The 24,921-nt window shown below is 37.6% G+C and carries 20 protein-coding genes and 1 pseudogene; 13 read left to right on the top strand and 8 right to left on the bottom strand.

The window, feature by feature from the left end; genetic code table 11:
• The first annotated feature begins 16 nt into the window (after positions 1-16).
• The 7 genes from I6I93_RS05050 (at position 17) to I6I93_RS05020 (ending at position 6,943) form a co-directional block, all read left to right on the top strand.
• Positions 17-718 (top strand): response regulator transcription factor, encoded by a 702-nt coding sequence (locus I6I93_RS05050; RefSeq protein ID WP_070701555.1) that lies wholly within the window; start codon positions 17-19, stop codon positions 716-718.
• Positions 718-2,526: a HAMP domain-containing sensor histidine kinase gene (locus I6I93_RS05045; RefSeq protein WP_112889677.1), complete on the top strand. Its 1,809-nt coding sequence runs from the start codon at positions 718-720 to the stop codon at positions 2,524-2,526. The genes I6I93_RS05050 and I6I93_RS05045 overlap by 1 nt, the downstream gene beginning before the upstream one ends.
• Entirely contained in the window at positions 2,507-3,847 is a 1,341-nt protein-coding gene (locus I6I93_RS05040; RefSeq protein ID WP_112889676.1) for a hypothetical protein, read from the top strand. The genes I6I93_RS05045 and I6I93_RS05040 overlap by 20 nt, the downstream gene beginning before the upstream one ends.
• A 1-nt stretch (position 3,848) precedes the next feature.
• The gene (locus I6I93_RS05035; RefSeq protein ID WP_112889675.1) at positions 3,849-4,697 is read left to right on the top strand and encodes a hypothetical protein; all 849 of its coding nucleotides are present in this window, start codon (positions 3,849-3,851) and stop codon (positions 4,695-4,697) included.
• A 57-nt stretch (positions 4,698-4,754) separates the two neighbouring features.
• Entirely contained in the window at positions 4,755-5,540 is a 786-nt protein-coding gene (locus I6I93_RS05030) for an MBL fold metallo-hydrolase (RefSeq protein ID WP_112889674.1), read from the top strand.
• Between the two features lie 16 nt (positions 5,541-5,556).
• Positions 5,557-6,303, top strand: coding sequence for a 5'/3'-nucleotidase SurE (gene surE, locus I6I93_RS05025; protein ID WP_112889673.1), 747 nt, complete (start codon positions 5,557-5,559; stop codon positions 6,301-6,303).
• Positions 6,304-6,463: 160 nt separating this feature from the next.
• Positions 6,464-6,943 (top strand): DUF4825 domain-containing protein, encoded by a 480-nt coding sequence (locus tag I6I93_RS05020; RefSeq protein WP_112889672.1) that lies wholly within the window; start codon positions 6,464-6,466, stop codon positions 6,941-6,943.
• A 183-nt stretch (positions 6,944-7,126) separates the two neighbouring features.
• Here I6I93_RS05020 and mgtE read toward each other — a convergent pair whose 3' ends face one another.
• Complete coding sequence (gene mgtE / locus I6I93_RS05015; RefSeq protein WP_112889671.1) at positions 7,127-8,449, bottom strand: magnesium transporter; 1,323 nt, start codon at positions 8,447-8,449, stop codon at positions 7,127-7,129.
• Positions 8,450-8,779: 330 nt separating this feature from the next.
• Here mgtE and I6I93_RS05010 point away from each other — a divergent pair, with 330 nt between their 5' ends.
• Positions 8,780-10,093: an NCS2 family permease gene (locus I6I93_RS05010; protein WP_112889670.1), complete on the top strand. Its 1,314-nt coding sequence runs from the start codon at positions 8,780-8,782 to the stop codon at positions 10,091-10,093.
• Positions 10,094-10,181: 88 nt separating this feature from the next.
• Here I6I93_RS05010 and I6I93_RS05005 read toward each other — a convergent pair whose 3' ends face one another.
• From I6I93_RS05005 to msrB, 4 genes and pseudogenes are all read right to left on the bottom strand, one after another.
• On the bottom strand, positions 10,182-10,763 hold the full coding sequence (locus I6I93_RS05005) for a helix-turn-helix domain-containing protein (protein ID WP_172605458.1): 582 nt from the start codon (positions 10,761-10,763) through the stop codon (positions 10,182-10,184).
• 285 nt (positions 10,764-11,048) lie between these two features.
• Positions 11,049-12,453: pseudogene (locus I6I93_RS05000) on the bottom strand (alanine/glycine:cation symporter family protein).
• A gap of 11 nt (positions 12,454-12,464) precedes the next feature.
• Entirely contained in the window at positions 12,465-13,388 is a 924-nt protein-coding gene (glsA, locus tag I6I93_RS04995; protein ID WP_112889668.1) for a glutaminase A, read from the bottom strand.
• A 258-nt stretch (positions 13,389-13,646) separates the two neighbouring features.
• Positions 13,647-14,588, bottom strand: coding sequence for a peptide-methionine (R)-S-oxide reductase MsrB (msrB, locus tag I6I93_RS04990; protein ID WP_112889667.1), 942 nt, complete (start codon positions 14,586-14,588; stop codon positions 13,647-13,649).
• 393 nt (positions 14,589-14,981) lie between these two features.
• Between msrB and I6I93_RS04985 the strand changes: the two genes are divergently transcribed.
• The 5 genes from I6I93_RS04985 (at position 14,982) to I6I93_RS04965 (ending at position 20,633) form a co-directional block, all read left to right on the top strand.
• Complete coding sequence (locus I6I93_RS04985) at positions 14,982-15,617, top strand: ZinT/AdcA family metal-binding protein (protein ID WP_112889666.1); 636 nt, start codon at positions 14,982-14,984, stop codon at positions 15,615-15,617.
• Between the two features lie 66 nt (positions 15,618-15,683).
• Positions 15,684-16,979: a metal ABC transporter substrate-binding protein gene (locus I6I93_RS04980; RefSeq protein WP_112889665.1), complete on the top strand. Its 1,296-nt coding sequence runs from the start codon at positions 15,684-15,686 to the stop codon at positions 16,977-16,979.
• A gap of 3 nt (positions 16,980-16,982) precedes the next feature.
• Entirely contained in the window at positions 16,983-17,657 is a 675-nt protein-coding gene (locus tag I6I93_RS04975; protein WP_112889664.1) for a metal ABC transporter ATP-binding protein, read from the top strand.
• The gene (locus I6I93_RS04970) at positions 17,644-18,441 is read left to right on the top strand and encodes a metal ABC transporter permease (protein WP_112889663.1); all 798 of its coding nucleotides are present in this window, start codon (positions 17,644-17,646) and stop codon (positions 18,439-18,441) included. Before I6I93_RS04975 ends, I6I93_RS04970 begins: the two co-directional genes overlap by 14 nt.
• Positions 18,442-18,629: 188 nt before the next feature.
• Positions 18,630-20,633, top strand: a complete 2,004-nt coding sequence (locus I6I93_RS04965) for a C69 family dipeptidase (protein WP_112889662.1) — start codon at positions 18,630-18,632, stop codon at positions 20,631-20,633.
• 106 nt (positions 20,634-20,739) lie between these two features.
• On the opposite strand, the gene I6I93_RS04960 is transcribed toward I6I93_RS04965, so the two are convergent.
• From I6I93_RS04960 to I6I93_RS04950, 3 genes are all read right to left on the bottom strand, one after another.
• Positions 20,740-21,696 (bottom strand): glutathione S-transferase family protein, encoded by a 957-nt coding sequence (locus tag I6I93_RS04960; RefSeq protein ID WP_112890570.1) that lies wholly within the window; start codon positions 21,694-21,696, stop codon positions 20,740-20,742.
• Positions 21,697-21,805: 109 nt separating this feature from the next.
• Positions 21,806-23,638 carry an ATP-dependent zinc metalloprotease FtsH gene (gene ftsH / locus I6I93_RS04955; protein ID WP_112889661.1) on the bottom strand — a complete coding sequence of 611 codons (1,833 nt, stop codon included), beginning with the start codon at positions 23,636-23,638 and terminating at the stop codon, positions 21,806-21,808.
• 75 nt (positions 23,639-23,713) lie between these two features.
• Complete coding sequence (locus I6I93_RS04950) at positions 23,714-24,754, bottom strand: ribonucleotide-diphosphate reductase subunit beta (protein ID WP_070701517.1); 1,041 nt, start codon at positions 24,752-24,754, stop codon at positions 23,714-23,716.
• Positions 24,755-24,921 lie beyond the last annotated feature (167 nt).

Raw genomic sequence — 24,921 nt, 5'->3', positions numbered from 1 at the left:
AAGAGGATGATTTTAAATGGAAGAGAAAATACTTGTTGTAGACGACGAATCTGCAATATCTGATATTATTAAATTTAATTTTGAAAAGGAAGGCTATATTGTTGAGACAGGTTGCAATGGAAAAGAAGCCATTGCCCTTGCAGAAGAAAATAATTACGACCTTATAATTCTTGACATAATGATGCCAAAGTTAAACGGATTTGAGGCCCTTAGGGAAATAAGAAAAACATCTGACGTGCCTGTGATTATGCTTACGGCTAGAGAAGATGAAGTTGACAAGGTCTTGGGGCTTGAGCTTGGGGCAGACGACTACGTTGTAAAACCCTTCTCAATGAGGGAGCTCCTTGCAAGAGTTAAGGCAGTATTAAGAAGGTTTGATAGCCCAGACAAGAATGACGATCCTTCAATTTTAAAAGTTATGGATCTTGAAATTGACCTTAGCAAGTACCAAGTCATAAGAGGCGACGAAGTGATTGAGCTTACCCTTCGTGAGTTTGAACTCCTAAAGTTCTTGGCTTCCTACCCTGGCAGGGTCTTCTCAAGAGAAGAGCTTCTTGAAGAAGTTTGGGAGTATGAATACTATGGCGACATAAGAACAGTTGATGTCACTGTTAGAAGACTCCGTGAAAAAATCGAAGATGATAAGAAGGGCTTTAAGTACATCAAGACTAAAAGAGGAGTTGGCTATTTCTTTGCATCAGACAATGGTGAGTCCTAATGAACCACTCTATTAAGTCTAGATTTATTTTGATTTATGTAGTCCTAGTTCTTATTTCCATGTTTATCGCATCTACCTTTATCATCGATAGGCTGGAAAATGTGCAGATAGAAACTGCAACTTCCTCTATGGTTAGGACCATGGACACACTTGCTACAACTACATCGGCATTTTTTAAAGATAATAATTATGAAACACTACCCCAGCTTGACGCAACGCTTAAAGACTGGGGTATTTCCAGTGAAGAATCTGCCTATATTATCTCACCAGATAAGGCTCCAAAGATTCTCGCCAGTACAGAAAATATTTCTCCAAAGGAGTCAGAAGATGCTTACTCAGTAAAATTTATTGAACCAAAACTTGTAATGGACGCAGCTTCTGGCAAGACCAGGGAAAAAATTGTGGAATACGAAAACCAGAAAGACGTGGAAAAACACATTGCAAGACCTATCCTATCTGGCGACGGAAGTATCCTTGCAATTATTTATATGACGAGAAACCTTAACTCAATCTATTCTGTAATAGACGACTCCAAGGTTATTATTACTTATGCAACCTTGATCTCCCTTATCACAACTTCTATACTTGGTTATTTTATCGCCAATTCCATCACTGGACCTATTCGTGCCTTAACTAAGAAAGCCAAGGCCCTTGCCAAGGGTAATTTTAACCAAAGTATTGAGGTCAAGAGCAAGGATGAGATTGGAGAACTTGGTATGATGTTTAACTTCTTAACCAAGGAGCTGCGTGAGTCCATAGAGAAGATGGACCTTGAGAGGTCAAAGCTCGACACAATTTTTAACTACATGGCTGAAGGTGTAATTGCCATTGACAGAAACAACAGGTTAATCCACGCAAACTCCATTGCCAAGAAGATTTTAAATATTTCAGAAAAGGACTTTTATAGGGTTATAAACTTAAAGTCCATTAACCTTAATAATATTGACTACAAAAATGAAGAGAGTCTTAGGGGGGAAGAGCTGACAAAAATTGCCAACTCCTTCTATAAGATCAAGTACGCCCCCTACAAGTCTGATGCCCTTATAAATTCAGGCCTTATTATTGTTTTGCAAGACGTGGACAAGGAGCACATGCTAGATATTATGCGTAAAGAATTTGTTGCCAATGTATCTCATGAGTTAAAGACTCCTATTACAACTATTAAGTCCTACACAGAAACCCTCCTTGACAGCGACCTTGACAAGGATTCACAAAGAAACTTTTTAAAGGTTATTGACAGGGAAAACTCCAGGATGTCTAGGATTGTGACAGACCTCTTATATCTTTCTAACATCGACTACAACAAGGACAATGTTAGCCTGGAATCTATTGACACTTATGAGTTTATTGCTGAAGCAATTGAGTCTCAATCAATCTTAATAGTTCAAAAAAATCACAAGATTGAATTAAATATTGATATGGATATAAAGGACATTTACGCCGAAAGAAATGGCGCTGACCAAATCCTTACAAATATTATTTCCAATGCCTGCAAGTACACTCCTGAAAATGGAAAAATTGTAATTGATGCTACAAACGTGGGTGACCTTGTGGAAATCAAGGTGGAAGACAATGGAATTGGTATCCCTAAGGAAGACCTGCCAAGGATATCCGAAAGATTTTACAGGGTTGAAAAGGGCAGGAGCAGGCAAATGGGTGGAACAGGTCTTGGCCTTTCCATTGCCAGCGAGATGATAAAATCCTTTGGTGGAAGCCTAAAGATTGATTCTGTATTTGGCGAGGGAACTATTGTTACCCTCCTCTTTAAGGCAAGTGAAGGTGATGACAATGATGAAGAAATTGCCTAAGCCAACATCTACCTTCATCTTAATAGGCCTAGTGATCCTCTTGGTCTTCCAGTCCAAGAACCTCTGGCTCTCCTTTGACACAAAGTCCGAAGACCAGGCGAAGATTGGTGAAGTAGATGAGTTCTTGCAAGAGATTCTTACTCCTCAAAGATTAATTGCAAACTTTGGGGACAGGGACCACTACATGACAACAGATCTTGGACCCTATTGGAAGATGACGGGAGAAAATATTTCTGAGAAGCTTCAAAAGGCAAATTCAGAAAACTTAAAACTCATTGATACAGAAGAATATTTAAACCTCCAAAGGCAGGAGTCCCTAGTTTTTAAATTTAATTCTCCCCTTTCAGGTTCTGTTTTTGTGAACCTAATTGGAGACAAAAGAAACTCCAACGACATCAACCTAAGTGTGGACTCCATTTACATTTCAAATCTTGGAGAAATCTATATTTCTGGCAGCAAAAACTTTTACAAGCTTGTGGATATAAAGGTGGACTTTGATATAGGAGAAATCTTAAAGGAAGTCAAATCCAAGGGCATAAGGGCTGTCAACTTTTACGAGGCCTACGGGATAAAAAAGGATATTTACATTCCCGACGAAGACTACATCTCCCTACAGAAGGTTGCCTATGTCTCTGGTCTAAGCAACTTGGAAGAGAGCATGAAGTCCAACTTGGCCGAAAGATTTTTGGGGATCCCCATTGACTACATCAGGGAAATGTCTGTAGATGGTAAGAATACCTATGTCTATGAAAATGAATACTTGTCTTTATCAAGTGACGGGATTATTGAATACTCCCTAGAGTCTCTCTTTGATGTCAAGTCTCGTGATCTCAACAAGTCTCTCGATAGGGCCGTGGAATTTATCGCCCAAAAGACTGGGATAAGCTCTGGGATTTATCTCGAGAAGATCGAGCCCTGCGACTACAACGACAATTTGGGTTACAGGTTCTTCTTCAACTTAAAAGACGGGCAAATTCCCCTAGTCCTTCCATCTAAGGACCACAGCTTTATAGAGATTGACGTCTACTCTGAGTTTGTAAAAAATTATAGGGAATACTACATCCGTAAGGACGACAACCCAATTTATAAAAAGGAAAAAATTAACATAGAGGGAATCCATAAGATTTTAAAAAAGAACAAGGAGACTTTTGACTACAAACCTGTAATGGACATCTTATCTTCCATAGATAACCTAAGTCTTGTCTATTTAATTTCCAGTAGTTCTCAGGCAGAGGAACCTAGCCTTGTTTATGAAATGTCCTACATGGGCAGCGTCTACTATTTTGATGTTGAAGACGGAAGTTTGATGATGGTGAGATAGTATGGATTGGAAAAAAATTAAAAAAATCTTAATAATCGCCCTTATAGTTGCCAATGTGGGCCTCTTTGGCTATAGCAACTACAAAAATTTTAAGATGAGGGACGAGTCCACAAGAATTGACTTTGTAAAAGAGGTCACTGGTCTTTTAAAAGAAAAAAATATTATCTTAGATACAAAAATACCAAGAAGGAGAAAAAAACTTCCCTCAGTCTTGGTTTCCTTTGAGACATCATCAGAAGAAGACATAAAGAACAGGTACTTTGACGGCAAGGGCACAGTTGAAAGGCCAAGCACAGACCTAGCAGAGATCTCACTCAATGACGAGTATATAAACCTTGTCAATGGTCGCAGGGTCTACTACGAAAACAGAAAAGAAGATAAGAAATACAATATTAAAAACCTAGATGAGGCACAAAAAATTGCTACTAAGTTTTTATTGGACAAGAAGTACGACACAAGAGACATCTACCTAAGTTATTACAAAGAGCAAGATGGCAAGTACTTTTTAAACTACACCAAGATCTTTGAAAATATTCCAGTTGAGTCCTCCTACACCAACTTCATTATTGACGAGAGGGGAGTAATGTCTATGGATAGGCTTTGGCTCAATGTCCTTGACAAGTCAGACCAAAAGATATTTTTATCTCCTGCTCCTAGGGCCCTTCTCTCTCTATTAAATAAGACAGAGTACTACAACAAGACAATCGAAAAAATCATCCCCTGCTTCTACTTCAACCCAGAAGACCAGGGCTATATCGAAGACATAACTCGTGCAGTAAATGGTCGTGCCATACCTGGTTGGAAGGTCAAGTTTTCTGACGGGGAATACACAGTTCTATCAAACTACTAAAGACTCCTAAGCTTAACAATTTCAAATCCCTATGTTAGAATATGTGTGGAGGTTTTTATGAAATTTTGCTCTTTGGCAAGTGGCTCAAGTGGCAACTGCCAATACATTGAATATAAAGATACAAAAATTATTATAGATGCCGGACTTTCTGGCAAAAAAATTGAAGAGAACTTAGAAAAGATAGGCGTAAATCCATCAGAGCTTGACGCAGTCTTCGTGACTCATGAACACATAGACCACGTCAAAGGAGTTGGAGTCCTATCGAGAAGACACAACCTAAAGGTCTTCTCCAACATGATGACCCTTGATGCCATGCTTCCCACTGTTAAGAAGCTAGACCCAAAGAATACTTTTATCTTTGAGAATGGCAAGGGCTTCAGCTTTAAGGACCTAGACATCCTGCCCATATCCACCTTCCACGACTGTGCAAGTGGCTGTGGCTTTGTAGTTAAGGGAGATAAGAAACTTTCCCTCTTGACAGATACAGGTTGGGTCAATCAAGATGCCATGGAAAAAATGGATGGGTCAGACTTAATTTACCTAGAGTCCAACCACGACGTCGACATGCTAATAAATGGGACTTACCCCTATCCAACTAAGCAGAGGATCCTTTCTACCAAGGGCCACCTCTCAAATGAAAATGCAGGCGAAGTTCTTGCAATGATTTTAAAAAAGAAACAAGAACAAGTTATCCTAGGTCACTTGTCTTCTGACAACAATCTGCCAGACCTGGCCCTAAGGACAATAAATGACTTGCTTGCATCAGAACACAAAAAAGAAAACACAGACTACACTATCGATGTGGCTCCAAGGTCAGACCCATCAAAAGTCTTTGAACTTTAAATAAGGGAGGAATAATTTGAACATATTACTTACAAATGATGACGGAATAAATGCAGAAGGCATAGAAGTCCTTGCCAAGGCCCTAATAAAGGAAGGCCACAAGGTTACTATCGCTGCGCCAAATGTTGAAAACTCTGGCAAATCACACGCCATTACCTTTAAGAGCCCACTAATGGTTCAAGAAACAAAACTAGAAGGCCTTGGAGATGTGAAGAGCCTTTGCGTATATGGGACACCAGCTGACTGTGTGAGAGCAGCAGTCCACCTACTAGATGAAAAGTTTGACTTCTGCTTCTCAGGTATAAACTCCGGCTTTAACGCAGCGACAAATGTCCTCTATTCAGGCACAGTTTCAGCAGCAATTGAAGCAAACTTATTTAACATACCTGCCATTGCAGTTTCATCTCAATGGGTAAAGGGCCACTCAAAGTTCGAAACAGCAGCAAGAGTTGCAGTAGAAGTCTTTAACAAACTTGACGACCTAAAGAGACTTCAAGTCCTAAATATAAACGTACCTTACCTTGACTACGAAGAACTAAAGGGAGTAGAAGTTTGCAAGGTTGGAGCCGACGTAATGTCAATCTACGACATTTCAGAAGAAGGAGAAGGCTACAACATGAGGCTTAAAGGCTTCCCAAAGGACAACAACGAAAAGGATTCAGACATCCACTTCTTGGGCCAAGGCTATGCAACAGTAAGCCCGCTTTTATACGATGTAACTAACCTAACTCTCATCAATGAGTTAAGCCAAATGCTAAAATAAAGTCACGAAAGGAAAAATAGTGAACTACAAATTTACCTTATTATTTTTAATCTTTTTGATTTTTGGAATATTTTTTAGAACAATAATGTAAATAAAAGAATTTAAAAAGTCCTAGTGACTTTTTATTTTTTTGATATAATCTATGAAAGAGGTGATGTGTTTGAAAAAACTTTATATATTCTTGGGCCTAGTACTTGTCCTTTGCGGCTGCCAAAATAGAAGGATAGATAGTCTATACAATTACAAGACAGACTTCGTTGGCGACAACTCAAGTGTCTCACAAATTGTGTCGAGACAAGACTACCCAAAGGGCTTCGAGGTGGGCGCTATTGAAATACTTTCAAGCAAGTCACCCTACGGGCTTAAAATTTTTGTAAAGGACACATCTAACATAAATAGAGAAGACCTTTTTATAAATGCCATAGAGACTTTCGCCCTTATAAAAAACCTAGATAGGATTTATTATGTAGAAAGTGGCAGGGACTTTGAAGAAGAAAAAAATAAGGAGCTGAAGGATAAAATCTTCATCTTCTACAGAAAAGAAATAGAAGAAATCTTAGAAGAAAAAAATACAAGCATAGAAGAAATATCCAAGGACAGAGAAAGCTTTGAGGACTTTGTAAATAATTGGAATAAATAAAAGAGAAGGCTTTGTGGTAACTGCACAAGACCTTCTCCTTTTTTATAATTTTTTTCAACTATTTATAATTTTCATCTCCAAGCTCAATCTTACTAAGGGAAAAAATAGAATTATTTTCTATTTAGAAACCTAAAATCAAGCAAAAAAAGAAGAAGCCTGTGCTTCTTCAAATTTTCTATTAAATTAAACCCCAATTAAAAGTGTTGCCACTTCGAAATATACAAATAATACCAAAGTATCTACTATTGTTGTGATAAGTGGTCCCGCCATTATTGTTGGGTCCACCTTTATTTTTTCTGCAATTAGAGGAAGGATACCACCAATCATTTTTGATAGGACTATTGTTGTAAGAAGTGTGACTGAAACTGTTAGGGTTACTCCAATGCTAACACTGTCGAGGATAGACATCCTAACTATATTTACTGCCACAAGGACAGCTCCAACTATTAATCCAATGCGGAGTTCCTTAAACATAACTTGTACAAATTCTTTGAATTCAATTTCTCCTGTGTAGATTCCACGGATTACTGTTGTTGATGATTGTGTACCTGCGTTTCCACCTGAGTCCATTAGCATTGGGATATAGGCTGCAAGAGCAACTGATGATGCCAAGAGGGTCTCATATCTTTTTATTATAAAACTTGTAAAAGTTGCTGTAACAAGACAAATTATAAGCCACATTGTCCTGTCTTTGGCAAGTCTTAGGACTGACTTGTCCCAATAGTGCTCTGGTGATGACTCGCTAATACCGTGGATGTTACCCAAGTCTTCTTCATACTCTTCGTGCATAACGTCGATGGCCCATTCTGCTGGGACGATACCCACAAGTCTACCTTCAGAATCTGTTACAGGAATTTCTGATAAGTCGTACTTGAAGGCTAACTTAGCAACAACTTCTTGGTCATCTGTTGCATAGACGCTGGCATTGATTTGGTGCATAAATTCTTCGATTTTTTTGTCCCTATTACGAAGAAGGTCGGCTAGGTTTACATAACCTATCAGAAGTAAGGATTCGTTTGTAACCCAAACTTGTTCTAGCCTGTCTGCATCTAGGTCTGAGTGGATAATTTTCTCTAGAGCCTGTGTTGGCGTAGCTGTTGATTTAACAAAGATAAAACCAACGGACATAATGGAACCAACGGACTCCTTAGGAAAGCCTAGAAGTTCGTTTATAATTGGTCTTCTATCCTCTTCGATGTATTGGTACATGAGCTTTCTCACCATATTGGCAGGAAGCTCTTGCAAGGTATCTACTACCTCGTCTTCTTCAAGTTCCTTCATAAGACTCATAATCCTGTCTTCAGAAAGGGAACCTATCATTTCAATCTTCTTATCTCTTGGCAAGAGAGAAAAGGCGTCTGCCAAAAGGTCCTTTTTTAGGAGTTTTATCCAAATTGCCACATCTTCTTTGGATAGTTCTTCTAAGTTCTCTGCTATATCAACAGGGTCCATCCTGTTGATCTTTTCTTGCAAGTTCTTTAATTTTTCTCTATCTAAGTTGTTCATAAATCCTCCTATTTTTTGCAAACAAATAAATTTTGCATAAAAATTCGCTGCCTAGCGATAAAGATTTATGAAAACTAAATTATCTAGCTATTACTCACAAGATTTTCTTTATCGCTTAGGCATGTACATATTTTCCAGGGTCGACTGGTATCCATGTAAACACCTCCATGATTCATATTTTAACATATAAAGAGCTTCAGGACTATTTTTTATTTCCCAAAAATGCTCTTCAGTATTTTAGAATATTAATGAGTCTTTAACAGAGAGGACACGTCTGATATAATTTAATTTATATAGTTTATTGTGATTATCTGGTAAAGGAGGTTTGTTATGTCTAAATATGATACAAATTTAGATAGTTATTTTAAATTAAGAGAGAATTCAACGGATTTCAAAACAGAACTACTAGCCGGCCTTACTACTTTCGCTACAATGTCATACGTTTTAGCTACAATACCAAATTTGTTATCTGGAGCTGGCCTTAATCCGGCACCATTATTAACAGTGTTGATTTTATTTATAATTATTTGTAGTGTGGCCATGGCATTGTACACTAATAGACCTTTTGCTCTTGCACCTGGTATGAGTAGTGTTGTAATTATCGGTACAACTCTTTCTGAAACTGACATGCCCGTTGAAGTGGCTTTTGGTCTAGTATTTTTAAGTGGTTTAATATTTGTAATTATATCTTTCGTTGGATTAAGAGAAATTGTTGTCAAGGCAATTCCAGCTAGTGTTAAAATTTCCATCAGTGCAGGAATTGGTTTATTCATTGCCCTTATCGGATTTAAGAGTAGTGGAGTAATTGTTGCAAACGCTCAATCAAATACTCTTACTTTTGGAGATTTAACATCCATCAACGTTTTATTATTTTTAATAGGATTTATTTTAATACTTATTTTCGAAGCAAGAAAAATCAGAGGCAGTATGATTCTATCTATACTAATTGTAACTTTAATAGGTATTCCTTTAGGAGTAACAACTGTTCCTGATAGACTAATACAAATTCCTCAGTTCTCTTCTGAAACAATATTTAGAATAGATATACTTGGCGCTTTAAAGCCAGAATACTTACCATGGATTTTTACATTCTTTGTTCCTGACTTTTTCGGGACAATGGGAATTATCTTAGGTATAGCAAATAGAGCAAATTGGTTAGACGAAAACGGAAATATGCCTGAAATAGAAAAATGTTTTAAAGTAGATTCATTATCTACTCTAATCGGCAGCTTCTTCTGTATGCCAGTAATGACAACTTATCTTGAATCTGCCAGTGGTGTTGAAGAAGGTGGACGAACAGGTTTAACAGCAATATTTACATCTGTATTTTTCGCACTAACACTTTTATTAACTCCAATTGCTTTAATGATTCCAGCTGTTGCAACTGGTCCTGTTTTAGCTATGATTGGAATTCAAATGTTGAGTTCAATGAAAAACATTAATTATGATGATCCAACAGAATCAATTCCTGCATTTTTAGCAGTTGCGATGACTATATTCACATATAACATTGCAAGTGGTTTATCAATATCTGTTTTATCTTATATAATATTAAAAGTTGCTGCAGGAAAAGCTAAGGAAATTCATGTTTCTATGTATGGACTTAGCATTGTTTTACTTTATTATCTATACACATTAATTTAATTAAAATCATCAATAAACTATATATCAAGAGATTAAGATTGTTCTTAATCTCTTTTTTCAAGCAAAAAGTCCACCGGCTTTGGTGGACTTAATTTTTCTTTTTTATTATATAATGTGCGACTATAATGGGCGAAATAATGTAAACAACTGGAAGGACTACTTTCGAGAATAGGTTGTATTCCAAGTCATCTAATTTTTCTTCCACAAATTTATAGGCTTGGGGAAAGGATATCACTGCCACTATCATGTAGACAGTTAGGATCAAGTAGGGTATCTGACTTGGGTCTTTCCCCAAAAGTCTTTCCATGAATAGATAATAATAGACTGAGTAAAAGAAAATCCCTATGATACAAAGACAGGCATAGATAAAGATGTCCCAAAGTCCCCTACCAATTATTCTTTTCTTGCTTAATTTCTCTTCCTTTTGTTCTTCAACTTCATCTTTTTCTTCTTTATTGTCTACTTTCTTTTCGCCATTAGCTTGGCCAATAAAATAAGCCATGTCCACTCCAAAGACTTCAGAAAGTTCCCTCAGGTTAGTCATCGTTGGTGTGGCCTTGTCATTTTCCCACTTGGATATGGCCTGTCTTGTCACAAAAAGTTTATTGGCAAGATCTTCTTGGGAAAGATTTAATTCTCTCCTCTTAGTTTTTATTTTTTCTCCATACATAATTTTCACTCGCTTTTTATATCTGTAAATTCATTTATGTATGAAATAATAACAAAAATATCCTTGTCTAACAAGCAAATGGACCGCAACTTTTGGTTGCATAGGTGGTTTTTGTGGGATTTTTAATGTTTTACACATCTTCAAATCCTTATAACCTTTCACAAAAAAATAAAAGACTTTTAAACATCAATCAAAATAAATTCCAATAATAAAAAAACCTTATAATTAGAAAAATGGACCTAAGCTAACTTAGATCCATTAATAAATTATTCTATTATTCTTTTATTATTTCCAGTAGTCTAATTTTGAAGTGTTGATACCAACTGCATCTGCCTTGAATACTGGGTTCTTACCTTCTGCTCTTTGTTTCTTGTAGTCGTCAAGAGCCTTAAGTGCTGTTCCGCCAAGTATAATAATTGATGGAATGTTGATTAAGCACATAACTCCCATTAAGAAGTCAGCGATGTCCCATGCAAGTGACATTTCAATTCCTGCTCCAACAAAGATTAGGATGATTGCTATAATTCTGTAGCAAAGCATAAATGTCTTTGAAGGAATCTTCTTGTTAAGATATGTTAAACAAGAGTCAACATAGTATAGGTTACCAAGAAGTGTTGTAAAGGCAAATAGGGCAAGTGAAATTGTGATAAATAAATTACCATATTTTCCAAATACTGTTGAAAGTGATGCTTGAACAAATGGAGCTCCTGCTAATTCTTCTGTTGGAGCAATGCCTGATGCAAGTGACATAAATGCTGTTGCTGAACAGATAACAATTGTATCAAGAAATACAGAAATCATTTGTACTAAACCTTGTTTAACAGGGTGAGAAACTGATGCTGATGCTGCTGCGTTTGGAGCAGAACCCATACCAGCTTCGTTGGAATAAAGTCCTCTCTTAATACCTTGTACTAGGGCTGAACCTGCAACTCCACCAAATATTGCCTTAAAGTTAAAAGCATCTTCAAAAATCATACCAAACATTGCTGGAACATTTTTGATATTAATAATGATCATTACAAGAGCCATAACTACAAAGATAACACCCATTACTGGAACTAGTAAAGATGTGTATTTTATAATTCTCTTTCCACCACCAAGAATACAATAACCTGCTACTATGGCAAGAACTGCACCTATAATCCAAGAAGTTTTTCCTGGTACGTAGAAATCATAAACTCTAAAGGAGTCTTGAAGGTTAAAGGATGCAAGCATGTTAAATCCAACTGCATAAGTTGCAATAAGTGCTATTGCAAATAGAACTCCAAGTCCTCTTGATCCAATGGCATTTTCTATGTAGTAAGAAGGTCCACCATAGGATACTCCGTCATCACCACGTTTTTTTATAAATTTGTGCAAGTGTTGATTCGATAAAGGCCGAAGCACTACCAATTAGTGCTATGATCCACATCCAAAATACTGCACCAGGTCCACCAAGGCAAATTGCATTGGCAACACCAACTATATTACCTGTACCAACTCTTGATGCTGTTGATACCATAAGTGCTTGGAAGGAAGATACATCGTCTTCTCCTTCTGGTTTTTCTGAAATAACTCTAAAAGCTTCTCCAAATAATGAAAATTGTACAAATTTTGTTCTAAATGTGAAATAAAATCCACAGGCAAGTAATACTATAATTAATATTGGATAATATAAGACGCCGTTGACGGCTGATAATAATTCTCTCATTTTTTACTCCTCTAATAAATCGATAAGTCTAGTTCTTTTGATAAATATTCTAACATCCTAACTCCAGAGTAGGAGTTACCATGAGTGTCAAGTCTTGGAGCATAGACTGCAAGGCCTGTTTTGTTTTTGGAAGCAGTTACAATTCCGCCACCAACTCCTGATTTGGCAGGGAGTCCAACTCTTATGGCGAAGTCACCTGAGTAGTCATAGGTACCACAAGTTGCCATTAGAGATCTTAGTACTCTTGCTTCATTTGGAGTTATCACTTCTTTTCCTTCTAGGTCCACGCCATCATTTGAGATAACATAGGACATGTGAGCCAAGTTTTCTGTGTTTACAAGAATTGAACAGGCTTTAAAATATGTATCCAATACCTCTTCAACTTTTGTGTCACTTGGCAGAATTCCCTTAGCTAACATCAAGTAGATTAGGGTCCTATTTGTAAAGGAAGATTCCTTTTCTGACTGGGCAATTTCCCTGCTGTAATCAACTTCTTCACCTAAAAATTCGCTAGCCTTTTCAAGTATTACATCAAAGGTTTTTTCTCTATAAACATTATATAAAATAGCTACTATAATAATTGCGCCAGCATTGATAAAGGGATTGACTGGTATCTTCTTTTCCGAAAGCTCAAGCTCGATTACAGAGTTAAAAGGTTTAGCTGATGGCCTAACGCCTACATATTTCTTAAGTTCTGAGACCTTGTAGTTTTCCATGGCAAGTGCATAAAGGATAACCTTTATAATTGACTGGATAGAAAACCTAACCTTAGAATCTCCGACACTTAAGATATTCCCATCTTCTATTGTAGAAATAGCAACTTTATTTGCATCTACCCTAGCAAGCTCTGGAATGTAATCTGCAACAGCCCCTTCGTGTAGGTATTTTCTACCAAGTCTTAAGGCTTTTTCCAAAACTTCTTCTGAATAAAACATCTTTTCCACCTCCTTTTTTATATTTGGAATTGTTTTCCTATTAATTAGATTATCACAATAAATTATCTTTTTCAATTACTATTTTAATAGATTGAAGTGCTGATATTTTAAGCTTGTTGTTGGGAAATCATTTTTTCTGTTTCATCCTATTTCTTATAAGTCTTCTGATTTTTCTATTAATTAAAAATTGTTTATACAATAAAAGGGACCCAAACTTAAATTAGGTCCTCAAATTTTATTTTTATTAAATTATAAATTTTATTTTACAAAAATCTTGTAGTCGGAGTAGCCTTCCTTATCCATGTCTTCATAGGGAATGAAGTCCAAAGCTGCACCGTTGATGCAATACCTAAGTCCACCCATGTCAGCTGGTCCGTCGGGAAAGACGTGGCCAAGGTGGGAGTCTGATGACTTGGATCTCACTTCCGTCCTCACCATCCCATAGGAAGTGTCCACTTTTTCGTCAAGATAGTTTGAGACTATAGGTCTTGAGAAGGACGGCCAGCCGCAACCTGCATCAAACTTGTCTGAGGAAACAAAGAGGGGTTTTCTTGAAAGCTTGTCAACGTAGATTCCCTTCCTGTATTCATCATTTAAATCACTTGTGAAGGGTCTTTCAGTTCCAGAATTGGCCATGACATCATAAGAAATGTCGTCAAGCTCTTCTCTCTTGCTCTTATTTAAAAATTCCCTGTCATCATCAATTATTGGATCTTCTGCCAAACTCAAGTTGACGTGGCAATAGCCCATAGGATTCTTGTCGAGATAGTCTTGGTGGTAGTCCTCTGCCTTTACAAAGTTTTTTAGGACAGAAGCTTCCACTGCTAACTTGCCAAGTTTTTCTTCTTCATAGGCCATGAAGTCTCTTACTATTTCTTCTGACTCACTGTCGCCTTCTTCCCAATAAATCCCCGTCCTATACTGTCTTCCAATATCATTGCCCTGCCTGTTAATGGACTTTGGATCAATAATCCTAAAATAGTGGAGGAGGATTTCTGTAAGAGAAATGCGAGAGAAATCATAATAAATTTTTACAGTCTCTGCGTGGTCAGTCCTTGCCACAGATTCATAATTTGTTTCATCACTAAGTCCATTGGCGTAACCAACAATTGTTTTCTTTATTCCACTTAATCTCTTGAAGTAGCCTTCAGTTCCCCAAAAGCATCCACCTGCAAGATAAATAACCTTAATATTTTTCATATTATCACCTAGCTTACATTTACCCAAAAATTAACAAATAAATTGAAAGCCTTCATCAACTCTATTCAAGGAAGAAACTTATGGTTCAAATTCTTTTATTTTCTATGACTTCCATGGGCTTGCTTTGATTTTAAATTAGTTTTATAAGCAAATTTAATAAATTTTATAATAAAATTTTTAGTTTCTAAACAATAATCTTTCGCATTTATTAAATATATTTAAATAAATTCTTTAAAATAAAAATCTTATGCTTGTTATACTAGTTTTATAAAATGATAATACAAATCATTTACATGTTGCGAATATTTTGTAATCCTTCCATAGAATAAAACTCTTTACTAATTTCTTTAAATTCTTCACAAAATATTACACAACTTATATTAAGGAGGAATTATGAATAAAAAATTTAGACTGTCACTTGGCGTATTAGCCCTATCTGCAACTCTTCTTGTTGCTTGTAACAAAGAAGATACAAAGGAAGAGCCTGTGGAAAATAAGGCTAAGGTTGAACAAAATGTAGAAACTAAGAATGAAGACAAGGCTGCTGATGAAGTTGCTCTTGCTGACTGGGACGGAGAATGGAATAACATCGCCAACTATCTTGATGATCCTGGTCTAAAGGGAGCTTACGAAGAAGTTGCCAAGAGAGACAATATTACTGAAGATCAAGCTAAAAAGAATTTTGCCGACCACGTTGCAGTTGACTTTGGAGCCCTAAAGGTTGATGGAGATAGCATAACTTTTTTAACTGGACCTGAAGGAGACGAAATTGACAAGGCTGACTACAAACTTGTAGACAAACACCCAATGGAACACGGTGGAAAAACTCTTTATTGGTACGAGTTTTCTTCTAATGGAAAATATCCAACAATTTTATTAATGCCAGTCCACGGCGAAGATCACATGCCACACTTCCACCTAAGAGTTGGTGCAAGTGCTGAAGAAATGTTGGCAAAAGATGACTGGTACCCAACCTTTGTTAGTCCAACAGTAACTATTGATCAAGTTTATGAAGAAGTTGCTGAATAATATTTCTATTTTTCCTATCCTCGATGTTTCATCGGGGATAAATTTTTTTAAGAGAAAGGAGACTTTATGTCAAAAATAATAAAAATTATGACTGTATTTCTCTTGGCTTTTTCTCTAGTTGCCTGTAAGGCAGAAAAAAAGGAGGAGGCAAAACCTGTGGTCTACACTTCCTTTTATCCTGTCTACAGCTTAACTAGAAGCGTAGTTGGCGACACTGTTGATTTGAGAATCCTAATGCCAAAAAACCAGGACCCCCACCTCTGGGAGCCTACCCCAAGAAGTATAAGGGACCTGTCAAATTCTGACTTGTTAATTATAAATGGAGCAAACTTGGAACACTGGTCAGACTCTATTGCAAGTACCCTTCCAAATTTGGACATTCTAAATCTTGCCAGCGGTGTAAACTTAATTTCCTACAAGGGGGCTGCTGCCATTGGAGACTTCCAATATATGGTGGCTGGCGACTTTGACAAGAAAACCTACTCTTTTGACTTTGGTCACACCCACGAAGACAACATGAGGGTTGCCTTCCTCTATTGCGACAAGGACTACTCTGAAAAGGACCTTGTTAAGATGGGACGAAAGATCATGGAAGACCCTGGCCAAGATGTTCCGCAAAAATCTTTAATTAAGGTTGAGGACAGGAAGACTTACAAGCTTGAGATGGGCCACGAGCATGGAGAAATTTATTACAAACTTCCTAAGAAGGGAAGGTGGATTATGTTTAGCGACAGAATTTCCACAGACCTCCTTTCATATAAGATGCTTGATGCCCATGGCGACCCCATGAAGCTCCATGTCCTTCGTGATACCTCAACTACTAGCGAGGACAAGATTACCTACGATCCTCACTCTTGGATGAGTATTAGAAATGCCAAGAGGTATGTAAATGATATTGAATACAAGATGTCCAAACTCTATCCAGAAAATAAAAACCTCTACAGGAAGAATGCTTCCAAGACCTTGAGAAAGCTAACTGAACTTGACTACAAGTACAGGGACCTCTTTAAGGAAACTGAGAGGAAGGAATTTATTGTGAGTCACTTTGCCTTTGCCTACCTAGCTAAGGACTTTGACCTCATCCAATATCCTCTCCAAGGTCTCACAAGTACAGATTCTCCAAGTATAAAGAAGATTACCAGAGCCATAGACGACGCAAGAGATAGGAATATCAACACAATTTTTTATGAATATGGGATGCCAAAAAACGGATCTGACATAATTGCAGAAGAAATTGACGCTGACCTAAGGGGCCTAATATCCATGGAATACATTAACAGGGATATTGAAAAAGATATTGGAGAAGATTTTATAGATATGATGGAATACAACTTGAAAAATATATACGAATCATTGAGGTGACTTATGAAGGCTATTGAAATAAAAAATGCCAACTTTGCCTACGATAGGGATCCGGTCCTTAGGGACTTAAACCTGACCCTGATGAACAAGGAGAAAATAACTATAATTGGTGGCAATGGAGTTGGCAAGACAACTTTAATAAAAGTAATTATTGGAGAACTTAAATTAAAATCTGGCCAAATAAAAATTTTTGAAGAAGACTTAAATATTAATTCACTTAAAAAAATTGGCTACGTTCCCCAATCACAAAAGGAAAATTTATATACCTTCCCAATTTCTGTAAAGGAACTTGTAACTCTACAACTCTATGAAAGTATGGGAATGATAAAGATTCCAAGAAAGATCCACTACGATAAAACTATGGAACTTTTAAAGAAGATGAACCTTGAAAAATACGCAGACTATCCCCTAAGAGACCTGTCTGGTGGATTGAGACAAAGGGTTGTAATTACAAGGGCCCTTATGAATAATCCAGAAATTTTAATTTTTGACGAGCCAACATCTGGTGTGGACGAAAATTCAAAGAGGCAATTTGCTAAAACTATTGAAGACTTAAACACAAACTTTGACGTTTCCATAATTTTAATAACCCACGAACTAGATTGGGTGAAAAACAATTTGCAAATGGATAGGTTTTACGAATTAAAGAAAGGAGGTCTTGAACTTGTTACAGTATAGCTTTATGATTAGGACTCTCTTAGTTTCCCTTATGATTTCTATAATTATTCCCTTAATTGGAATTGTCATAGTAAATCGTGGGACTTCTATGATGGGGGATGCCCTATCTCACGTTTCACTGGCTGGAGTTGCCCTAGGGCTAATCCTCTCCATTAATCCACTAATTGGTGCAATCTTTGCCTGTGTAATTGGGGCCTTCTCCATTGAAAAAATTAGGAAGAAGTTCCCCCAATTTGGAGACATGGCAACTGCCATAATAACATCAATGGGGCTGGGACTTGCCGCCCTCTTGTCAGACTTTTCGCCAGGAGGAAGCAGCTTTGATGCCTATCTCTTTGGGAGTATTGCATCAGTATCAAGGGCCGACCTTATAATAGTCCTAATAACCTTTATACTTGTTGTGGCAATCTCATTGATTTACTATTTTGGTCTCCTCTCCATTGCAGTTGATCCTCAACTTGCTAAGATGAGCGGGGTCAATGTAAGAAGAATTAATTCAATATTCACACTTTTATCTGCTCTTACAATTGCCCTTTCAGCCAAAATAATTGGGGCCCTCATGGTAACATCACTTATAGTTTTGCCTGTGGCATCATCCCTCTTAATAAGTAAATCCTACAAGGCAACCTTCCTTAATACTCTGGTTCTTGGAGTCCTTTACACCCTAAGTGGCGTCATCCTCTCCTACTACTTTGACCTAAAACCAGGTGGAGCAATAGTGGTTATTGCCTCCCTAGGCATGCTAGTATGCCTCTTGATTTCAAAATTAAAAAGTAAAAAATAAGTTAAGTCTGCAAGATATCTTGCAGATTTTTCTTTGTTGCTTTTAAGTGTTATATCAAAAAATTTTAGTACAAAATTAAAACATTGACAGGATATATTGTAAGATGTTAATTTATATTTATAAAAACGCTCTCATTATTCATTTATAGAGAAAGCAAACATTTTACTAATGAGGGCAGGGAGGTAATTATGAAAAATAGCAAGAAGAGATTATTGATTGCAGGCCTTGCATCTAGCATGGTTTTATCCATGGCTGTTCCAACTTTTGCCTGCACTGGTATTATTGTCGGCAAGGACCTAACTACTGATGGTTCTTTTATCTTTGGAAGGACTGAAGACTACGAAAGAAATAGGACTATGAGACTTGTAACTCACCCACGTGGAGAAATTAAAAAGGGCGACAAGTTAGTTGACGTCAACAATGGTTTTACCTACATCCACAAGGAAGACTCCTTGAAGTTCTTCTCAACTCCAGACTCATCCAAGAAGCCTAAAGAAATGGAACAAGGTGTCTATGATGCAGCAGGTTACAACGAAGCGGGCGTAGGAATTTTCTGTACAGTTTCTGCTGACCCATCAGAAGAAGTTTTAAAGGCTGATCCTTTTGTAAAAGATGGTGTCAACGAAGCCAGCATGACAACTTTCTTACTTGCTCACGCAAAATCAGCTAGGGGTGCAATTGAACTTCTTGCACAAACTATTGATGAACAAGGTGCATCCATGGGCGACATTGTTGCCTTTGGCGACCAAGACGAAGTTTGGTACATGGAAATTTACACTGGCCACCAATATGTTGCCATTAAATATCCTGCTGACAAGTTTAGTATCTTCCCTAACGATTATTGGCTAGGTGGAGTTGACCTTAATGACAAGGAAAATGTAATTGCATCTAAGGACATTGTTGAAGTTGCAAAGAAGGCAAAGACTTATAAGGAAACTGCTGACGGCCTTATGGACATGGCAGGATCTTATGGTCCAAAAGAAATTGCAGACTCATCACGTTCAAGAGTTTGGTCTGGTATCCACGACCTTGACCCTAACTCAAAAGTTCCTTACGATGCAGAAAGATTTGACTTGTTAAATGACTTGTCAGAAGGCAGTGAAAAAATTGACATCACTCACGCTCTAAATGTATTTAGAAATAGGTTTGAAGGAAGTGACTACATTGCATCAGACAATAGGGCTGAAAGAAAGGCAGACCCTAATAAATACAAGAGAGCCATTGGATCTATTAACACAATGCAAGCCCACATCTTCCAAATCAAGGAAGGCTATCCAAAGGAAGCTCCAGGTCTTATGTGGATGACTCTAGGAAGCCCACTTAATATTCCTTGGGTTCCAATTTTCCCTGACATCAACGACTCTACTCCTGAAGCAAAAAATGATTCTCCAGTTTACGATCCAAACTCTTATTACTGGGTTGGCTCATCTGTAAATGATTTAGTTTCTGGCAACAGGGAAGCCCTTGGCGAATCAACAAGAAAGACTGTTACAGACTTTGAAGCTAAGATCATGAAAGACCTTCCTCAAGTTGAAAAGGAATGGATTGAACTTTACTCTAAGGATAAGGCTAAGGCAGCAGAATTCTCTACTGCTAAGACAATGGAATGGGAAAAAGAAGTCTTTGACCTAGAAAAGGGACTACAAAAAGAACTTTCACAAGTTTCTAAGGCTGACTTAATTGACCACTGGGCAAGAAAACCTATTATTGATGCCATCAGCAAGAAGTTAATGGTTGGCACATCTGACCTTAAGTTCTCTCCAAATGAAAAAATCACTAGAGGAGAATTTATCACTATCTTAGGCAGACTTGGAAAAGTTGACACAAAGAAATACGCTGAAGTTAAGGACAAGAACATCGAAGCAGGCAAGTTCTACACAGAATACATGAATTGGGCTGTGGAAAATAAACTTCTTCCTAAGACATCTAAGCCTGTGGCTAAGGAAAACATAACTCGTGAAGAGATGGCCTACATTTTGGGATCTTATCTAAAACTAATGGGCGATGATGTTACAACTCTACAATTAATTGTCTTTGACGACGAAAAGGAAATCTCTGACTGGGCCTTTGGCGAAGTTGAATTCCTAGCTAACAAGGGAATCCTAAGTGGAACATCTAACAACAAGTTCTCACCTAAGGCAAACTTAACAAGGGCAGAAGTGGCACAAATAATTTCAAAACTTGATAAATAAGTTAATAATACTTGGTAAATAGAAAAATCCTAGGCATAAAAAACCTAGGATTATTTTTTTTTATTATATTCTTAAATTTGCAATAGTTCTAAATTTTTAGTTCTCTTTAAAGTGAGAAGTCTATCTCTGGACCCACTGGCACTATCTTGTTTGGATTTATCAAGTCGTGTGACATATAGTAGTGGGTCTTGATGTGGTCTAAGTCCACTGTCTCTGCCAGACCCTCCATGTTGTAAATCTCCCTTGTGTATCTCCAAATATTTTCATAAGAAGTTAGGGGTCTGATGTTGCACTTAAAGTGACCAAAATAAACTGGGTCAAAACGTACTAGGGTTGTGAAGAGTCTTATGTCTGCTTCTGTAAACCTGTCCCCAAGTAAATATTTATTCTTTGATAAGATTTCCTCGATTTTATCTAGGGCATCAAATACATTTTTCACTTCTTCTTGGTAAACTTCTTGCTTAGTTGCAAAGCCTGCCTTGTAAACTCCGTTGTTGATCCTGTCATAGACAAAGTCGTTTATCTCATCTATCTCATCTTTAAGGTCTTCTGGATAAAAGTCGCCTTCCTTTGCCCCCAAATCGTCAAAGGCATGGTTGAAGATTCTAATTATTTCAGAAGATTCATTGTTTACGATTTTCTCTTCTTTAGTATCATATAAAACTGGCACAGTTACCCTGCCTGTGTAGTCGGGCTTCACATGAGTGTAAAGTTCATGAAGGCACTTAAAGCCATGGACCTTGTCCTCTGTTGCACCTGGATAGTCTCCAAAGGTCCAACCCTTATCGTACATAAGAGGGCTCACAATTGATAGACCAACTATGTCTTCTAGTCCCTTGAGTTTCCTAACCATTAGGTTTCTTGCTGCCCATGGACAAGCTAGTGAAACATAAAGGTGGTATCTTCCCTTTTCTGCTGGGTAGGCCTTCCTGTCCTCGTCATCTATTTTTCCGTCCTTTGTTATCCAGTCCCTAAAGGATGAGTCCTTTCTCACAAACTTTCCTCCAGTTGACTCTGTGTCATACCACTGATCAACCCATTTACCTTCTACTAATAATCCCATATTCATCTCCTTTTCTTTCTCTAAATTTTTTCTAACTATAATTAGTTTTACCCTTGAAAAATTTATGAAAACAAAAAAAGGCGGCTCCAAGCCACCTTCTTATATAATCTTATTCTTCATCAAAGTTCTTGTACTTTGATAGGATTTCCATAAACTGCTTGCCAGTTATTGTTTCCTCTTCTAACAAGAATTCAGAAAGTTCCTTCATGGCATCCCTGTTGTCTGCAATTAATTTTCTTGCATTGTCTTGGGCAGATTTAACAATCTTCACCATGAGGTCATCAATTTCTTTCCTAGTTTCTTCAGAACAGTTCATGTTTCCATTGTCGCCCATGTATCTTGAGCCAGAGTCTTGGAACTTAACCATGCCAAACTCATCAGCCATACCATATTGGGTAATCATGGACCTTGCAGTCTCTGTTGCCTTTTCAATGTCGTTGGCAGCGCCAGTTGAAACTTCGTTAAAGATAACTTCTTCTGCTGCACGTCCACCACAAAGAGTTGTGATGTGGTTGATTAAATCTTCTCTTGTGTAGAGATTCTTTTCATCCTTTGGCACCTGCATTGTGTAGCCAAGAGCTCCTGAAGTCCTTGGGATAATTGTAATTTTTTCCACAGGTTCAGACCCAGTTTGTAGGGCTGCAACAAGGGCGTGACCAATTTCGTGGTAGGCCACCCTCTTCTTTTCTTCTGGAGAAAGTATATCTTGCTTTCTTTGAGCACCTGCAATTACAACTTCTATGGACTCTTGGATGTCCTCTTGACGAACCTTGTCTTGGCCCATCCTAACTGCACGAAGGGCAGCTTCGTTTAAGATATTTGCAAGTTGGGCACCTGAGGCACCAGCAGTTGACCTTGCAATAAGTGAATAGTCAATGTCTTCTTCCATCTTGTAGGACCTTGCGTGAACCTTTAGGATTGCAATTCTGTCCTTTAGACTTGGAAGCTCAACTCTTATTTGCCTGTCAAACCTTCCCGGTCTTAAAAGTGCCGGGTCAAGGATCTCTGGCCTATTAGTTGCAGCAAGCATTACAATACCAATGTTGCCGTCAAAGCCGTCCATCTCAGTCAAGAGTTGGTTAAGAGTTTGTTCTCTTTCGTCGTTGCCAGAAAATCCACCTGCATCTCTCTTCTTACCAATTGTGTCAATTTCATCAATAAAAATTATACATGGGGCATTCTTCTTTGCCTCTTCAAAGAGTTCCCTAACCTTTGCTGCTCCACGACCTGCAAACATCTCCACAAATTCAGAACCTGCTATGGAGAAGAAGGGAACGTGACTTTCTCCAGCTACAGCCCTGGCAAGTAGGGTCTTACCAGTTCCTGGAGGGCCAACTAATAGAGCTCCCTTAGGACACTTGGCCCCAATGTCTGTGTATTTTTTTGGATTTTTTAAGTAGTCCACAATTTCCACCAGGGACTCTTCCGCTTCCTCTTGGCCTGCAACATCATCGAAGTCTACAGTTTCGCCACTTGGTTCATACTTTTTAATTTTCTTTCCGCCACCAAGGATTCCGCCACCGCTAAGGTTTTGCATCCTCTTAGTCATTGCCCTTTGTAGCAAGAAGAATAGTAGGATTGGGAATCCCCAAGTCATAACAAAGTTCATAAATAGACTTGGCTTTTCTGGTATTTCAGAAGAATACTCAACACCCTTTTCTTCAAGGTCCTTAACTATTTCTGGATCTTCCATCTTCCCAGTCTTGTAGATTTTTTTGTCGTCCTTAAGCTTGTAGAGGATTTGATCTTGCTTAAAGCTTACCTCTTCGATTTTATTCTGGCTCAAGTTATTCCTAAAGTCTGAATAAGAAGAAGTCTCCATTCTATTTTGTGTCACCATTGGCAAAATTAGCCAGTTTAGGGCAAAGACTGCCAAGATTGATATTAAGTAGTACCTAAGTAAATTATACTTGGGTCTCTTGTTGTTGTCCTTGTCTTCCATCTTATAAACCTCCTTAAGGGATGAATTTTTTAAAAATAAAAACCGGATAAAAATCCGGCTTAAATCTCTTTCTTATTAAAGGTCGTCTTCAATTACAGAAGATTTTGAATATGCAGATGGTCTTGCTTCAAAGAAGTCTGTCTTAATTTGGTTAGGATCAGAGTATTCGCTAACCCACTTCATTGATTCTGGCTCGTCGATATTTTCATCAAATAGGTTGCCAAAACCCAGATTTCTAGAACGCAAGTTGCCAAGGTACATGATGTAATCTTCAATCATTTTTTCATTGAGACCCTTAATTTCATCGCCTATGACATACTTACCCCAAGCAATCTCTTCCTCAACACCCTTTTTAAGCATTTCTTTATAATTCTTTATATTCTCATCTGTAAATATCTCTGGATGTTCCTTTTTCATCTCAAGTATAATACTCCTGAAGAGCCAAAGGTGGGTGTTTTCGTCCCTATTGATGTATCTTATTTCAGAAACTGTGCCAGGCATCTTGCCCATCCTTCCAAGATTGTAGAAGAAGGAGAAGCCTGAGTAGAAATAGATTCCTTCAAGAATATAGTTGGCAATTAGGGCCTTCATAAAGTTGTCCAAGTTCTCATCTTCGTAGAAGTCTTGGTATTGGTCCCCAATAAATTTGTTCCTCTTTAAGAGGACTTCGTCGTCCTTGTATTGGTAGAGGATTTCTTCCCTCTCTTCTGGCGAACAAATTGTATCCAAGATGTAGGAATAGGACTGAGAGTGGATGGACTCTTGGTAACCCTGGATGGAAAGGCAAAGGTTGATTTCATTTGCCGTTACATAGGATTGTAGCTTTGGAATTTGAGCAGTTTGCAACGAATCAAGATAAATCAAAAAAGATAAGATCTTGTCGTAGGCAGTCTTCTCATGTTTATCAAGTTCCCTGTAGTCCTTCACATCTTGGGAAAGATTAATTTCTTCTGGTATCCAAAAGTTGTTCATGGCTTGACGGTACCAGTCACTTGTCCAGCTGTACTTCAAGTTGTTGAAGTCATTTAGGTTTGTGGTGTTTCCGTTGATGACCCTCCTCTTGGAAGTTTCAATGTCTCCCTTTTCATTAAAGAGACCTCTTTTTGAAAGTTGCATATTTCCTCCTTTAATAATTTTTACGATTTTAGAATAATTTATGACTTTATAAAATTTTATGACTTTTTAAAAAATCATGACCTTGCAAAAAATTAGGACTTTGCAAAAATCTATGACTTTATAAATATTTATCACTTAACAAAAATCTGTGACCTCACAAAAAATCA

This window comes from Peptoniphilus harei, assembly GCF_016726485.1.
Classification (GTDB): Bacteria; Bacillota; Clostridia; order Tissierellales; family Peptoniphilaceae; genus Peptoniphilus_A; species Peptoniphilus_A harei.
Note: the sequence above shows the minus strand (reverse complement) of the source record. Positions and strands in the feature narration are given on the sequence as shown.

Excerpts from the sequence above, each read along its gene's own strand:
- I6I93_RS04985 (WP_112889666.1), top strand. The coding sequence starts at position 14,982 with ATGAATAAAAAATTTAGACTGTCACTTGGCGTATTAGCCCTATCTGCA.
- I6I93_RS04980 (WP_112889665.1), top strand. The coding sequence starts at position 15,684 with ATGTCAAAAATAATAAAAATTATGACTGTATTTCTCTTGGCTTTTTCT.
- glsA (WP_112889668.1), bottom strand. The coding sequence starts at position 13,388 with ATGTTTTATTCAGAAGAAGTTTTGGAAAAAGCCTTAAGACTTGGTAGA.
- I6I93_RS04975 (WP_112889664.1), top strand. The coding sequence starts at position 16,983 with ATGAAGGCTATTGAAATAAAAAATGCCAACTTTGCCTACGATAGGGAT.
- msrB (WP_112889667.1), bottom strand. The coding sequence starts at position 14,588 with ATGAAAAATATTAAGGTTATTTATCTTGCAGGTGGATGCTTTTGGGGA.
- mgtE (WP_112889671.1), bottom strand. The coding sequence starts at position 8,449 with ATGAACAACTTAGATAGAGAAAAATTAAAGAACTTGCAAGAAAAGATC.
- ftsH (WP_112889661.1), bottom strand. The coding sequence starts at position 23,638 with ATGGAAGACAAGGACAACAACAAGAGACCCAAGTATAATTTACTTAGG.
- I6I93_RS04960 (WP_112890570.1), bottom strand. The coding sequence starts at position 21,696 with ATGGGATTATTAGTAGAAGGTAAATGGGTTGATCAGTGGTATGACACA.
- I6I93_RS05005 (WP_172605458.1), bottom strand. The coding sequence starts at position 10,763 with ATGTATGGAGAAAAAATAAAAACTAAGAGGAGAGAATTAAATCTTTCC.
- I6I93_RS05010 (WP_112889670.1), top strand. The coding sequence starts at position 8,780 with ATGTCTAAATATGATACAAATTTAGATAGTTATTTTAAATTAAGAGAG.
- I6I93_RS05040 (WP_112889676.1), top strand. The coding sequence starts at position 2,507 with ATGATGAAGAAATTGCCTAAGCCAACATCTACCTTCATCTTAATAGGC.
- I6I93_RS05035 (WP_112889675.1), top strand. The coding sequence starts at position 3,849 with ATGGATTGGAAAAAAATTAAAAAAATCTTAATAATCGCCCTTATAGTT.
- I6I93_RS04965 (WP_112889662.1), top strand. The coding sequence starts at position 18,630 with ATGAAAAATAGCAAGAAGAGATTATTGATTGCAGGCCTTGCATCTAGC.
- I6I93_RS05030 (WP_112889674.1), top strand. The coding sequence starts at position 4,755 with ATGAAATTTTGCTCTTTGGCAAGTGGCTCAAGTGGCAACTGCCAATAC.
- I6I93_RS05050 (WP_070701555.1), top strand. The coding sequence starts at position 17 with ATGGAAGAGAAAATACTTGTTGTAGACGACGAATCTGCAATATCTGAT.
- I6I93_RS05045 (WP_112889677.1), top strand. The coding sequence starts at position 718 with ATGAACCACTCTATTAAGTCTAGATTTATTTTGATTTATGTAGTCCTA.
- I6I93_RS04950 (WP_070701517.1), bottom strand. The coding sequence starts at position 24,754 with ATGCAACTTTCAAAAAGAGGTCTCTTTAATGAAAAGGGAGACATTGAA.